Consider the following 14,071-nt stretch of genomic DNA (forward strand, 5'->3'; position numbering starts at 1 on the left):
GACCGAGCCGATCCTCATCACAGGAGGACGAACCGTGGCAGATTATAGGGAAGCATTCGTCGGAATCGATGCCAACTGAGAAAGGCCATCCGATTGCTGAAGCAGGCCGGGAGGGAGAAGTTCGTTTCTTCGGCGAGGTCGATGCTTCGGCAACCAACATGGGTCGCATCATAGCGCGGATCGCCAACCGGTTCGACCGCGTGCATTTCTGCTACGAGGCCGGCCCGACCGGCTACGGCCTCTGTCATCTGATCCGATTGCTGGGCCATGAATGCACGGTGTTGGCACCATCGCTGCTCCCAAGGAAGCCGGGGGATCGGGTGAAGACGAATCGCCGGGACGCCGCTTCTCTCGCGCGGCTGCTACGCGCTGGCGAGCTGACGGCAGTATGGGTTCCCCATGAAGGTCACGAGGCGATGCGGTATCTCGTTCGCGCGCGAGCGGCAGCGGTTGAGGCGCTGCGGGTTCACCGGCAACAGGTGGCGTCTTCATGCTCAAGCACGACCGCACCCGTCCTCGCAAGAAGAGTTGGACGATGCGCTATCTGCGCTGGCTTCAGGAACAACAATTCGATCAGCCCGCACATCAGATCGCGCTCCAAGAAATGGTTGAAGCAGTTCGCGTCGGCAGGGAGTGGGTCGACCGGCTCGAGCGCACGATCAAAGAATTTGTCTCGGGCTGGTCTCTGGAGCCGCTCGTGCGGGCGCTTCAAACGTTGCGAGGCGTTGATTTGATCGTCGCAGCGACGTTCGCGACCGAGGTTGGCGACGTGAGCCGTAGAGCCCAGTCAACTCATGGGTTTCCTCGGCCTAGTGCCGAGCGAACGATCGACCGGAGTCTGTCAGGCGCGGCCGCATCACCAAGGCCGACATTCGCCATATGTCTGCATGTCCACCCAGCCGCGAGGTTGATCCGCAACGAGCCGGACCAGCTCGTCCGGACTGTAGATATATGGCGCCGGACGAGAGCAGGACTGGCGAAAGGCGGCGGGCATCACCTCAACCTTGGTGCAGCGCATCTGGCGGACGCACGGACTGCAACCGTCTCGCCCACCAGTTCAACCTCTCGAATGATCCCAACTTGGTCGACAAGCTGCAAGACGTGATAAGTACCCAAAGGGCCGCAAATGCCTCGACGTTTCACCTTCCAGTTCACGCCCACCTCATTCTCGTGGCTCAATGCCGTCGAAGGATTCTTCGCCAAGCTCTTGATGGCGCTGGAAGGCAAAAGCTTGAACGAGGCGGCGGATTTATCTAAGCTCTTCCATAGCGAGCCGCAGCGACTTCGGGATGCGCTGCGCCTTTCCGGCTGAAATAAACGCCACGCGTACACGCGCCGTGACTAGGAGATTGTCTCCGCGCCTGCATTCCTGCAGCAAGGCAATCGACGCTCCCCTCACCTCTTGCGGGACTGTGACGACGTCAAGCAGGTCATCCAAGACCGCCGGTTTTAGAAAATCGATCTTCATGGAGCGGACCACGAAGGCAAAGCCGGGCGCATCGTTCTTAGCTTCTTTGAGTAGCGCTTGCTGAGTGGTTCCGAGCAGGCGCAAGTAGTTCGTTCTACCCCGTTCCATGAAGCGCAAAAAATTTGCGTGATAAACAATCTGACCGGAGTCAGTATCTTCGACATAGACGCGAACCTGCATATGATGGCCGCCGTCGCGGATTTCGCCATCAAGAGAAGCTGTCACAGTGCGGTTCCCCTACTGCCCTTCTGGGACCAATTGTCTTGCACAGAGGCGTATTCCGCAGCAAGTGCCAATGGGCTTCGTGCGTGCAGGTGGAGGCTGCCCGGCGCAAAGCCGGTCGGAGACCGGTTGCTGTTGCTGGAGGCCGGAACCCCTATCCAGATTCCGAGGACCGAGGTCGCCCCATCGGCAAGCGCCTTGATTCTGCGCTTCGTAGGCCAAAGTCGGGATTGCCCGGCAGTGCGGATTATTCAGCAGTCCTATTCCGCGAATCCTACCATTCATGGCAGTTGTTAAACTCCGGCCGGTCAGCCATCGCGGCTGGATATTCCAGGTGAGATGGTCATGGAGATCGATGAAACCGGGCAGAATGATCCACGGCACCTTGACCGGAGAGTCGGCCGGGCCGATGCTCTGCGGCCGAGCTCGTCGCTCGGTACGACACGCACCGCGCCTGGCAAGTCCGCGCCGAGCGCTGCCAGATCGAAGTCGCTCCGTGGCCACCGCGCCACAAGAAAGCGACGAGTTCATTTGCATATCCGTCACGTGCCGGGACGCTGCCTCCATCAGCCGAGCGATTCGGTCGTAAGGTCGCCGTTGGAGCAGATGTTCGAGTTCGGCATGAGAGGCCGCCATCCTCATTCAACATTCCACGTTGTCGTGTTCAGCCGTGTCCGGCTGAAGACGTTAATGTCCGGGACCAGACACTGAGGCGCGAGTATTCCGACGTGGACACGAACCACATGGTTTTGCCCTCTTCAAGCCAGGCTCGTAAATGTCTTTAGTGGCACGTGGATTGCTGGGACACCGTAAAAGGATCCGCACGACCATGACGATCTCGCATTCGCCGGCCCAGGAGTTCAAATGACACTTGCTCGACTCATCCAAATCAATGCCTTGGACGCTGCGCAATTGAGTGCGGTCCCGCCTAACGCCTTGCCGCGTCCGTCGCGGGTGCCGCTGTCGTTCTTCGCGTTGGATAGCTCTCAAGACCACCAGACACGACTAGCATTCAGCGCGCTTAGTCCCGAGCAAATCCGAACCAGTGTGACACGTTTGGGCCGCTCTGTGGCGAATGCATGCAGCGGCATGCTAATGTTGGCCTCGGACCGGGAGGAAACCAAATCAAGCTTAGTATCGAGCAATGCCCGCTTCCTTTCGAAGAGGGGAGCGGACAGAAGTTGTTCAATGGCACGCTGGAGCAGATCGAGCTCGGCGCCCGACCCGGCGCGGGTCACACTCGGAGGTGGAGCACCATTTTCTCCAGCAGTATTCGCACTCCTCGGCGCCTGAAGTCTTCCTCGGGACCGTTTCGCAACGCCCGAAGGACATTCGGCCTCGGCCACGGCATCTGTCTTCCTCGCCGAACCATAATCATCCCGCGTGTCCCGAGCGAATGGCGACAGTCGTTCTGCTCTACGGTGGTTGCCTCGAGTGGGAGCCGACAAACCCGCGTCTTTGATCGAAATGCAGGACTTCGGTGAGCCCGAGCTGAAGAGCGCGATAAGACACGAGGAACGCAGCTGCCATCGCGCCTTGCCTTCACAAGAAAGCTAGAGGAGTTAAAAAAATGCGCGCCCCGACCTATTCCGAGGCCTTGGAATTCGCGATCGACCGCTCGTACGACATTAACCTTGACATGTTGAGGTCACGGAATTTGCACCTTGACACGCACAACGATTATCTTGTCGGCACATATCCGCCTCTCAAGGCAATGGGCGACCTGAATGCCGAAAAGTTGTTGCTTCAGGTTTCGTCGTCAATTGATCTCTATTTTCACATCCCCTTTTGTGATCAGTATTGTACCTTTTGCCACTTCGCCAAGGAAATCAATCCATCTTCTGGGCGAGTGGAGCGCTATCTGGCGGCTTTAGATAAAGAGATGAGTTGGTCGGAGGCGGCGCTGGCCGGCAGAGCTGTTGAGACTGCTTTTTTTGGAGGCGGCACTCCCTCGTTCTTGACCAACCGTCAACTCGAAACGCTATTTGGTATGATTAGGCGGCGCTTTGATTTGTCTAAGTCGGAAGTGAGTTTCGAATTGCATCCCTCTCTTGCAAAGCAAGTGGACGCTGCAGATCGCATATCCACACTGCTTAGAGCGGGCGTAAACCGCTTCGTATTGGGCGTTCAGAGTCTAGATCCGAGCATTTTACGCATATTGAACCGCGGGCATCACCTGGACGAGGTAGTTCAACTCGTAAAGTTACTGAATGACATGGGCGTTCAGAATCTGTCGCTTGACCTCATGTATGGGTTGCCGCAGCAAACGCTCCGGAGCTGGTACGACTCACTTATCGGCTTACTGGATATGGGAATAGAGAAGTTCAATGTATTCCCATTGATGTTTAAATCTACAGACCCCGTAGCCCGCCATTTGGCTCGGGGTCGATATCAATTTGCCGGGGCTAAGGAGCGCATCATCATGCATTTTATGGCCGAGCACATCCTCACGAAACTCGGCTATCGCCATGGGCCGATTTTCTATTGGAGTAAGCAGTCGCAGCCACACTCGATTCAACAGAGCCGCAAATACGATTCCTGGAACGACAATAATCTGGTCCCGTTTGGGGTTGCCGGATTTGGTTACATGAGCCAGTGCCAGTTCTATAACGAGGCAGATTTAGATCGCTACCTGTATAGGGTTGAAGCGGGCGAGAAGCCTGTGTGGAAGGGTGTTGTCCTGTCGCACGATGATCTCATGCGCAGAACGGTAATGTTTGCCCTGCGAAGCAGTGGGGTGTTGCTCTCCCGCTTCGAGCGGGAATTTGGGGTGTCCATCGAGAAATGCTTTGGCCGCGAGCTTGAACTCTTGAATGAGGCAGGACTCATCTGCATTTCAAACGGCCTGCTTTCGTTAACTGCCGCCGGCACTATCAATTCGGGCGCCGTATCGCTGCTATTTTTCTCGAACAATATACTCGAGCGGATCGCTTACAACGACAGTAGGATAATAGACAAACGAACTGATCTGCTCGAAAAACACGATTACTCACCGGCCGCACGATACGGGTCAAGTGCCGAAATGCAAGTTGCGTTTCGATGAAGTCGCGGGCGCGCTCATTTATGGTCGCTCCTTTTTCCGTTTCCACCCCGGAAGGGTCGCCCTGCCAGGCGAAGGACATATTTTCGCATCTGACCGATAGCATTGATCGCCGGCAGCGAGAACGCCCGCTTGGGCTGGTCAGCAATTTTGTCGCCGATCAACTGCCGCACTGCATTGCGGAGGTCAAATGCAGTGAACGACCAGATGAAGCGGTTAAGGCTCTTGGGCGTAACATCAATGCGATGATTGCGAAGAAGGACTATGAAGCGCAGCTGCTAAGTCTGCCGCAATCGGACTTCGAGATCGCTAAGACAGACATCCAATATCTCGTAAATTGTGCTTATCAGATGTCTGCGTTTGCCGGCCTTCATCCCGTGGACGCCGAGCTGACGGTGGGAGAGGTACTAATCCGCCTTGCGCGCTCGAGTTGTCAACGGCAGCCTGGCATTGAGGTCCTCTCCTATGAAGATATGATACTTACGAATCCGCTGCAGAATGATCCACGCGTATACTGCCTCGGCGCGGCCGGGGTCGAGGAGCGAGATTTTTGCTTGGGCCATCAGATTATCGAGAGCGAATTGCAGTCAGCAATTGACGCTCTGCTCAAGTTGCGTGATGTGGCCGACGTGGATGCGGGGCAATGTCTTGCACTATGCCTGGAGCGCCTTGAGTCAGCAAACAATGTTCTGACGCGCTTTTATGAACATATGTCGCCGGACTTATTTGGCCAATTTCGTGTGTTTTACGGAAAGAATCCTTACAAGAATACGCTTGGTCCAAGCGGCCGCTTCTCGGCCCGTATCGTGGCGGTCTCGGTGCTCCTGGTCGGTGAAGAACTCTTCCACCAGAAACCTCAATTTTATACGGATCTGTATCGGCTGTCTGAATATTATCCGCAGAGATGCATTCACGAGGTATTCCGCTGGCTGTCGTCAGGCAAAGGAAGTGCACCGCTCAAGCCAGGTTGGCTAAAGGGGAAAGCGGACTTTCCCAGGGTTGCGACCATTTCACCAGTCGTGGAGCATCACGGCGGCGAAATCGGAACGCTGCGCACGTCCTGTGTTTGTGCACTGGATCGGTTTACCCGGATGCACCGTAGTACGGCCTTAAAATATACGGTTGAGCCGGGTCGTCCAGTTGCCGGAGTTGAGGTATCGGAAAGTGTTGAGGCTGTCCTTGCTCAGCGGCTGTTGACAGAGGCGCGCCCGTAAGCCGACGGTGGTCTCTGCGTGGCTAAAAACAGAGGCGCAGGCGTCCGCCACCGCTCGAGAGGTAATAGTCGATGTCTCAAGACGAACTGATCCTTCGTCGGTTCGAGTCCGCGGATAGCGATGATGCATGGCATCTGCACAGAAGCGCATCGCAGGATGTTGGTGTGTGTGGCCCGGAAGGCGCTTGGGAGGATGATTTACGCAATATTGGGGAAGTATACATCGCCTCGGGCGGAGACTTCGTAGTTGCGCATATTGGTGCCCGATTCGCTGCCATGGGTGGGCTGAAACCTTTTGATGATGATGTCGCAGAAGTAAAACGTATGCGGGTCGACCCCATCTTTCAGCGACGAGGGTTTGGAAGGAGGGTTCTTCGTGAATTGGAGTCGCGAGCTGTTGCTCTCGGTTTCAAGTGGATAATGCTCGATACAACAACGATCCAAGTAGGGGCCCAAAGACTTTATGAGAGCGCTGGCTATGTTCGCCGCAGGGAAGGGATGTTGCACGGATATGCAGTGATCTTCTACGAGAAGCGGCTCATTTGGCCAGGATGACCTCGCTGAGCAAATGAGGTTGTGAGACCGGATGATCCGGTGAAGCTCTACGGACGCGCAACGAGCATAAATTCAATCACTTACCCCTGACTAGCCCAAACGCCCAGTCTCGCTCCTTGGGAATGACGTCGAATGCGCTCAGAGAAAGCCGTATCATCCGCGAGGACTTTCTCATTAGTCCCTCGAGAAGGACCCAGCTTGCACTCTCCTGGATCACGATCGAGTACCAAACCTGTATCGTGATCGTCATGCAGGGACCACGCGCTGAGGGCTGATCTGGTCGGCTAGGAAGATCTCGCGGAATAGTTTGTCGCGAGGTCACAATGTCGAAGGATAGTCGTAAGGATAGCGATAAGGATAGGCATACGCCTATCCTTGAAAACGGCGCCGACACGCTGCAGCGTGTCGAGATCATCACCGGGACGGGCCGGCGTCGGCGCTGGTCGACCGATGCGAAGGCGGCGATTGTCGCGGAGAGTTTTGCGCCGGGTGCAAGCGTGTCCGCGCTGGCGCGGCGACACGACATCAGTCCAAGTCTGTTGTTTCTCTGGCGTCGCCAGGTCAGGCGGGCGCAGGTCGCGGAGCGCGGGGACAGAGGTCTGCCACCAGGCTTTGTGCCGGTCGCGATCACCGGCTGCGGGGGCCAATTGCCGAGTGAGGAGCGGGCGGCGATCGAGATCGAGGTCGGCGCGGTTCGCATCCATGTCAGGGGGACAGTCGACCGGCGGGCACTGTGCGAGGTGCTGGCGGCAGTCGGGACGGTTGGTCGATGATCGGGCTTCGACCTGGGTTGTCGATCTGGATTGCGACGCAGCCGGTCGATTTCCGTCGCGGCATGGATTGGCTGGCGATGCTGGTGAGCGAGGCCTTTGGAGCCGATCCGTTCGACGGCGGACTTTATGTCTTCCGCTCCAAGCGCCGAGATCGCGTGAAGATCCTGACTTGGGATGGAAGCGGGCTTGTCCTTTACTACAAAAGAATCGAGGGGCAGTTTACCTGGCCGCCGATCAAGGAAGGCGTCATGCCGCTATCTCATGCTCAGCTCTCGGTGCTGCTCGATGGCTCGGACTGGAAGCGTGTGCCGATGCGAATTGTGGATCAGCCAGTACGAGCTGGTTGATCCTTATCAAGAGTCGTTCGTCACTCATGCGGAGTTGTTGTAGAATCACTCTGCATGAGTGATTTGCCTTCCGATCCAGCGTTGCTCCGGCAAACCGTGATAGCGCTATCGTCACGGCTTGCGGCGTTGTCGGCGGAATGCAGCTCGCTTTCGGCCGCGCGTGATGCGGCGATTGCCCAACGCGACGCTGCGATCCAGGAGAACGATAAGCTCCTGATGATCCTGTCTCAGTACAAGCGCACGATCTTCGGTCCCCGCTCCGAGACACTGGATCTCGGACAGCTGTCTCTCTTCACCATCACGGCACAGGCGGCTCGTGCCGCCGCCAACGACGACGTGACCGGAGGCAGGCTGCCTGACGGAGCGGAGGGCCGTGGAAAGCGACCGGCGCGACGCAACCGGGGGAAGCTTCCGGAGCATTTGCCGCGCATCGATGTCGTGATCGATATCGAGAGCCACATCTGCCGCTGCTGCGGCGAGCGGCTGCACAAGATCGGGGAGACCGTCAAGGAAGCCTTCGACGTCATTCCGATGCAGTACCGTGTCAAGCGCATTGTTCGTCCACGGTACGGCTGCCGTGGATGCCGCCGGGTGTGCTGCAGGCCCCCGCGCCGGCCCAGGCGATCGACGGTGGAATGGTGACGGAAGCCTTGCTGGCCCACATCGCAGTGATGAAATACGGCTACCAGCTGCCGCTGTATCGCCAGGAACAGATGTTTGCCGCCCAAGGCATCACGCTCGACCGGCAAACGCTGGCCTCGTGGATGGGCCGCGTCGCCTGGTGGCTGAAGCCGCTTCACGCGCTGTTGCGCCGCGCAGTGATGTCCTACCCGCGGCTGTTTGCCGACGAGACGCCGCTGCCAGTTCTCGATCCCGGCCGTGGCAGAACCAAAGTCTGCCAGTTCTGGGCGATCGCCACCGACGACCGCCCGTGGGGCGGCCCGGCGCGACCGGCAGTGGTCTACGTCTTCGCCGAGGATCGCAAGGCGATCCGCGCTAGGCAGCTGTTTGGAGATTACGACGGCATCCTGCAGGTCGACGGCTACGCCGCGTACAAGGGGCTGATCAAGAACGGCGGCCGTCTGGTACAACTGGCGTTCTGCTTCGCGCATGCGCGCCGGAAGTTCTGGGACGTTCACGTCGCGACGAAGTCACCGATTGCCGCGGCAGCGCTGCAGCGGATCGCGATGTTCTACGCCATTGAGGATCGCATTCGTGGTTTGCCGGCGACGCAGCGAGCTGCGGTGCGGCAATCCAACACCAGACCGCTGATCGAGGACTTCAAGCCCTGGCTCGAGGGCGCGACTGCTGGAAGTCTCGAAGAAATCCGGCCTTGGCAAGGCGATCCGCTACACCCTCAACCATTGGGAAGGCCTGACGCGCTTCATCGATGATGGGCGCATCGAGATCGACAGCAATACGGTCGAACGCAGCATCAAGCCGATCGGGGTGGGAAAGAAAAACTATCTGTTCGCAGGCAGTGAGGGCGGCGCCGAAACCTGGGCCACTCTTGCATCGCTCATCAACTCGGCAAAGCTTCACGACATCGACCCGCGGCACTATCTCACGGATGTTCTCGAGCGCATCATCTCCGGACGCACCAAGATCAATCAGCTGAACGCGCTGCTGCCGTGGAATTGGAAAGCCGAGCGCGACGGTTCGGAGGCAAAGCTCGCCGCTTGATCAGTTCGACGGCAAGGCGTCGGGAACTTCCTGCGCATCGCTGGCGTCGTCGTAGATCTCTTCGCGGATCACGCGCAGCGTCACCTCGTGCAGATACACTTGCAGCGCACCCTCCAGCTCGGTGAACTCCGGCAACAGCACTCGATCGACGAAGCCTCGTGATGCACGGACCATCACCGTGTTGCGTCGCTGCCGGCGATAACGAAACGGCCGCAGCCCATATCGGCGGCAAAGCGCCAGAAAAAGGTGCCGAGACCATTGGTCGGGAAGTGAGAATTGCTGTTCGATCGGTGGATCGTGGCGAGCGAGTTCCTCGACCCGAGCCCGCACCCGCTGCAGCGCGGCTTCCGCCGCAAAGCGCTCACCAGCAGTTCCGGCACCTGCGAACAACGCCTCGATCTTCCGAAGCTTCTCGCGCAGATGCGACTCGCTGGTCATTCTGATCCCCGTTGCCCGCTCCGAACCGGGGGTCACCCCATCACCGCTCGCCGGCGGCGTCAATCATCCCGACCGCGCTATCCAGAGCATTCCGCGCAAGTCAAGCCCGGGCACCGGTGATCCTATCGTGACGCTCACCCTGTATCGAGCAGCTGCGGATCGGGTCTCACCAGCTTCGTGGTGCTCACGCCTGTATTCGGGTCAACGGCCATTCGGTAGTCTCGTTTAGCAGCTCTCGCAGGCGCTCGATGCGAGCGAACCGGAATGGATGGACGGTTTGATCATCGGGCCAGGCCCCTCGGATCGAATGCGAACAATCGGATGATGAGAACGACGAGCGGGCGACGGGTGACGTTCATGAGTCGAGCTGTCGGTTCTCCGCCGAATGCCAGTCCGCGCCGTGGAGGCGAATCATCTCCCGACGGGAACGCTGGATGAAGATGCGCTCAACGCAAAAGCCGGCTGTCACTGAAGCCGCCAGCGCAAGGCCACAGACCATATAGTCATTCATGAAATTCCAAAACATGTTGCAGCCGGCAACTCCTACAAAGGTAAGTGCCATGACCGTATTGCGAAATGCCTTAACCATGTTGCCCCCCAGTCAGTGGGAACTTTACCATTGCAACCATGACGATTAGCAGCGTTTGACCCTTCTTAGGCGCCGTCTTTCTGCTCGATCAGCTTGGGTCCGCCGCGCTGTCGACGCCCGTGGGTTCCCCATTGGTCGGCGCAGCTCATCGATCGAGCCCGGCGTCGGCGTGATCCACCTGGGCGCGTCGCTCCATGCCCGCCTCTATCGCTTCCAGCCTGGCCTATTCCGGGTGGCGACAGCACAAGCGAGAACCGGCGTTCCTCACTGGCACAAAAGCTTGTCGAGTTTCGGATCGCTCTTCCCGCTTAAGAAGGCACCCGAACGAAGGGCAGTGATAGCGACGCCGGCATGAAATGACGGCGGGACCGAGGGCGAGTGCCTCCGGCGAGCGACTCATGATCGAGCGAGGGATCGAAGCCGCACGGCGTGCGCCGTTGAGGCGTGGAGAAGAAGGGAGTGTTCGAAAGAATGGAGCCTGCTGGTTATGGCTCTTACTTGCCCGGCTTACCGGTGTCGGAAACGACTGAAACTCCGAAAGGAGAACGGGACCAAAGCATGCCGGGAAACGTCTCGAAATCGGGCGCCGCAGCCCGGTGGAGAGCACAGAGTAAGGTGTGCATGGTGAAAGCTGTATTGCCTGAATCCCAGTTTCCAGTTGCCAAAGGGCTGGCCGTAGCGAACGCGGCTGACACGCTATGCCACGCGGGGCAGACCGCACCGGCCAGTGCGATCTGCCACCAGTCCGCGTGGGACGACCACCATCGGTGGGTCAAGGAGACGAATGGGACACCTAAACACACCGCAACTTCCTGCACACGCAACTACGGGATCGCCTGCAGCAGGCTCTTTCGAGGACCTGTATGGCGACGGAGCCGTCATAGTACCCAAACGCCCGGCGTAATGGCCAGGACAGCCGCCGCGAGGTGGACGATCATGCGTATAAGGCCGGGTGACCGGACCGAAAGCGCCTCCGATCGGGGGAAGGACGATGCCGCCAACAACGGCATTTGCAGTATGCGTAGAAGAGATTCTTCGACGGAGAGGTTCTGCTGATGCAGGCCGCTACCATCCAGAGAAGAATTGAATCACTGCCGACTTTGTCGCGGTCGGGTAAGCGCGTAAATGGCCTTCACCGCCTGATGAGATCTCCGCATCTCTTCGAGTGGGCCTACGAAAAGGTCTCCCGCAACAAGGGAGCCCTGACGCCGGGTGTAGATGGTAAGACCTTCGACGGCATGTCGCTGGCGAAGCTCGCCGATGTCGCCAGGCGCGTAGCAGACGGCACTTATCGCTTCCGGCCAGTCCAGCGGGTCTATATCCCAAAGGACAACGGCAAAACACGACCGCTGGGTATCCCAACGGTGGAAGACCGGCTCGTTCAGGAGGCGGTCAGGATTCTGCTCGAAGCGATCTACGAACCTGTGTTCCTCGATGAGTCGCATGGGTTCCGCCCGAGACGATCCTGTCATACCGCACTCAAGTCCATCAAGAAGACCTGGACGGGCTGCAAGTGGTTGGTCGAAGTGGATGTGCGTGGGTTCTTCGACAACATCGACCATGACATTCTGCTTGGGCTTCTAAAGAAGCGGATCGATGACGATAGGTTCATCGCTCTGATCGAAGGAATGCTCAAGGCAGGTTACATGGAAGATTGGGTCTACGGACGCACTTACAGTGGCACGCCACAGGGCGGGATTGTCTCGCCCCTGCTCGCCAACATCTATCTGCACGAGCTGGACCAGCACATGCAGACGATGAAGACGGGCTTCGACAAAGGCCGCGACCGACGTCCATTCCCGCGCTATGCGGCGCTGGAACGGCGCGTCCTCAGTCTCCGCCGGAAAATTGAACGGCTCCGCGCCGACGGCGCGGATCGGGCCGAGATCGACGCTGCAGTCGCGGAGATCAAAGCCATCAACAAGGAGAGACGGAAAGTGCCGTCCGTCGATCCGATGGACCCTAACTTCAAGAGGCTCCGCTACTGCCGCTACGCCGACGACTTCCTCATCGGCGTAATCGGGAGCAAGCGGGAAGCGTGTGAGATCATGGATTGTGTCGAACAATTCCTGACGCAGACATTGAAGCTCACGGTGTCGCCCGAGAAAAGTGGGGTCTATGCCGCTTCAAAGGGAGTGACCTTCCTCAGTTATCGCATCTCGACATACACATCCTACGGGGCTGGACGCAAATCCAACCGCACGGGACCGGACGGACGGACATGGCGCGTGGTACGCCGGCCGACCACCGGGAATGTCAGCCTGCGAGTGCCGCGGAAGGAGGTTACCGCGTTCTGCAAGCGACACGGCTATGGCGATCTCGCCAGAAAAACTGGCCGTCCTCGCGAGCAGTTCCTGGCCACCAGCGATGTCGCAACCGTCCTCGCCTATAACTCAGAGTTCCGTGGTTTTGCGAACTACCATTCGTTTGCTGATGACTTCAAGGGCGCCTTGGGACTGTTGGAGCTTGTTGTGTTCCGCAGCCTTGTGAAGACGCTGGCGATGCGACATCGAACGACGAGAGCGAGAACCATGGCACGTCTGTGGAAGGGTACGGACTACGAGGTCAGCTCCGTGGTCCGTGGTAAGCTTCGCAGCATCAAGCTGTGGAGACTGAAGCATCTGACCCAAACCTACTGGACGAGTCCCGTTGTCGACAACGTCACGGCAGGTGCGTGGTGGGTCAAAAGCCCAAATGATCTGGTCGATCGGCTCAACGCTCGCAGATGCGAAGCGTGCGGCGATACGAGGGGACCATTTGAGATGCATCACCTCCGCCGCGTAGGAGACCTGCAAAGCGGATCGCTGACGGCTTGGAAACGGTCCGGTTGGCGACGCAAGACCATCGTCCTGTGTCCGTCATGCCGTGTAACCGTGTCCGGTCGAGAGCATGCGCGTATGGAAAGCCGTGTGCATTGAAAAGTGCCCGCACGGTTTGGGGGGAGGCGTAGGGACATCCTCGTCGAGGTGTCCCGCGCCTACCCTACCGAGACGCTACGCGGCTCGATTCATATGTGGGCGGAACCGACTTGCAAGAATTGGCTCTGGCAGCATGCTCGGATCGCTTGCGCTCATATGTCCGGCCTGTTTTCGGGTCTTGCCACCACCGCCCAAGATGGGCTTCGCGGACAGTGAGATTCAAACACGAGAGCGGCATTTTCTGCCGGTAAACCGAGCGGAGCATTTCACTGACCGGCTTGCGCCGAACGTACCACCTCTTCCCGTCCTGCAAGTTCCGCCCCCAGCGTCAGACCTGCCGGTCTGGCGCCAAGCTCTGCATTTCGTTCAAGTCTATGTCGGCATCGGTATGAAGCTGCTTGCAGGCCGGTATCGCTCGCCGCCGACTATCAGTTTCCAGGCGATCCGCGCCAGCTTATTTGCCAACGCTATGGCCACCAGCTTCGGCGGCTTGCGTGCGATAATATCTTTCAGCCAGGGCCAAAAGCGACTTTCCCGTCGGCGCATATCTGCGATCACAGCCGTCGCGCCAGCCACCAAGACGGTTCGCAACATTCCGTCGCCGGCGAGTGTAATCACCCCGAGCCGGTTCTTTCCGGCCGTGAGCATAGCGACCCGAAGGGGCACGCGGGTCCGAGTGCAGCGACGAGACCGGTTCAAGAGTGGCACCCGGGAATGGGGCAGTGATAGCGATCGCCGATAGGCGACCCCTTTTCCCGCCCCCGGCGAGGAGCTCCGCATTCTTCGCGCGAGGGATCAACGCCGCATGGCCGAGACGCTAAAGCG

8 protein-coding genes and 4 pseudogenes are annotated in these 14,071 nt (G+C 58.6%); 8 read left to right on the forward strand and 4 right to left on the reverse strand.

From position 1 onward, the window contains the following. Positions 1 to 34 precede the first annotated feature (34 nt). Positions 35 to 882: pseudogene (locus tag IVB12_RS35560) on the forward strand (IS110 family transposase); the annotation flags it as partial. Positions 883 to 1,249: 367 nt separating this feature from the next. Here IVB12_RS35560 and ybgC read toward each other — a convergent pair. Continuing rightward, positions 1,250 to 1,693: a tol-pal system-associated acyl-CoA thioesterase gene (gene ybgC / locus IVB12_RS35565; protein WP_247307131.1), complete on the reverse strand. Its 444-nt coding sequence runs from the start codon at positions 1,691 to 1,693 to the stop codon at positions 1,250 to 1,252. Positions 1,694 to 3,260: 1,567 nt separating this feature from the next. Between ybgC and IVB12_RS35570 the strand changes: the two genes are divergently transcribed. The 6 genes and pseudogenes from IVB12_RS35570 (at position 3,261) to IVB12_RS35595 (ending at position 9,301) form a co-directional block, all read left to right on the forward strand. Further along, on the forward strand, positions 3,261 to 4,733 hold the full coding sequence (locus tag IVB12_RS35570) for a coproporphyrinogen-III oxidase family protein (protein WP_247307134.1): 1,473 nt from the start codon (positions 3,261 to 3,263) through the stop codon (positions 4,731 to 4,733). 20 nt (positions 4,734 to 4,753) lie between these two features. Then, positions 4,754 to 5,944 (forward strand): hypothetical protein, encoded by a 1,191-nt coding sequence (locus IVB12_RS35575; protein WP_247307136.1) that lies wholly within the window; start codon positions 4,754 to 4,756, stop codon positions 5,942 to 5,944. 71 nt (positions 5,945 to 6,015) lie between these two features. Next, on the forward strand, positions 6,016 to 6,498 hold the full coding sequence (locus IVB12_RS35580; protein ID WP_247307138.1) for a GNAT family N-acetyltransferase: 483 nt from the start codon (positions 6,016 to 6,018) through the stop codon (positions 6,496 to 6,498). 371 nt (positions 6,499 to 6,869) lie between these two features. Next, positions 6,870 to 7,068, forward strand: a pseudogene (locus IVB12_RS35585) (transposase); the annotation flags it as partial. 199 nt (positions 7,069 to 7,267) lie between these two features. Then, positions 7,268 to 7,618 (forward strand): IS66 family insertion sequence element accessory protein TnpB, encoded by a 351-nt coding sequence (tnpB, locus tag IVB12_RS35590; protein ID WP_247307140.1) that lies wholly within the window; start codon positions 7,268 to 7,270, stop codon positions 7,616 to 7,618. A gap of 54 nt (positions 7,619 to 7,672) precedes the next feature. After that, a pseudogene (locus IVB12_RS35595) lies at positions 7,673 to 9,301 on the forward strand (IS66 family transposase). On the opposite strand, the gene IVB12_RS35600 reads toward IVB12_RS35595, so the two are convergent. Continuing rightward, positions 9,302 to 9,739: a hypothetical protein gene (locus tag IVB12_RS35600; RefSeq protein WP_247307142.1), complete on the reverse strand. Its 438-nt coding sequence runs from the start codon at positions 9,737 to 9,739 to the stop codon at positions 9,302 to 9,304. A 355-nt stretch (positions 9,740 to 10,094) separates the two neighbouring features. Continuing rightward, positions 10,095 to 10,328, reverse strand: coding sequence for a hypothetical protein (locus tag IVB12_RS35605; protein WP_247307144.1), 234 nt, complete (start codon positions 10,326 to 10,328; stop codon positions 10,095 to 10,097). Between the two features lie 1,055 nt (positions 10,329 to 11,383). Between IVB12_RS35605 and IVB12_RS35610 the strand changes: the two genes are divergently transcribed. Beyond that, on the forward strand, positions 11,384 to 13,246 hold the full coding sequence (locus IVB12_RS35610; protein WP_247307145.1) for a reverse transcriptase domain-containing protein: 1,863 nt from the start codon (positions 11,384 to 11,386) through the stop codon (positions 13,244 to 13,246). Positions 13,247 to 13,618: 372 nt separating this feature from the next. On the opposite strand, the pseudogene IVB12_RS35615 reads toward IVB12_RS35610, so the two are convergent. Beyond that, positions 13,619 to 13,888, reverse strand: a pseudogene (locus IVB12_RS35615) (IS110 family transposase); the annotation flags it as partial. Between the last annotated feature and the right edge of the window lie 183 nt (positions 13,889 to 14,071).

The organism is Bradyrhizobium sp. 179 (assembly GCF_023073535.1).
Taxonomy (GTDB): domain Bacteria; phylum Pseudomonadota; class Alphaproteobacteria; order Rhizobiales; family Xanthobacteraceae; genus Bradyrhizobium.

Coding starts and splice junctions, on each gene's coding strand:
- IVB12_RS35570 (WP_247307134.1), top strand. CDS start 3,261: ATGCGCGCCCCGACCTATTCCGAGGCCTTGGAATTCGCGATCGACCGC.
- IVB12_RS35610 (WP_247307145.1), top strand. CDS start 11,384: ATGCAGGCCGCTACCATCCAGAGAAGAATTGAATCACTGCCGACTTTG.
- IVB12_RS35580 (WP_247307138.1), top strand. CDS start 6,016: ATGTCTCAAGACGAACTGATCCTTCGTCGGTTCGAGTCCGCGGATAGC.
- IVB12_RS35575 (WP_247307136.1), top strand. CDS start 4,754: ATGGTCGCTCCTTTTTCCGTTTCCACCCCGGAAGGGTCGCCCTGCCAG.
- IVB12_RS35600 (WP_247307142.1), bottom strand. CDS start 9,739: ATGACCAGCGAGTCGCATCTGCGCGAGAAGCTTCGGAAGATCGAGGCG.
- IVB12_RS35605 (WP_247307144.1), bottom strand. CDS start 10,328: ATGGTTAAGGCATTTCGCAATACGGTCATGGCACTTACCTTTGTAGGA.
- tnpB (WP_247307140.1), top strand. CDS start 7,268: ATGATCGGGCTTCGACCTGGGTTGTCGATCTGGATTGCGACGCAGCCG.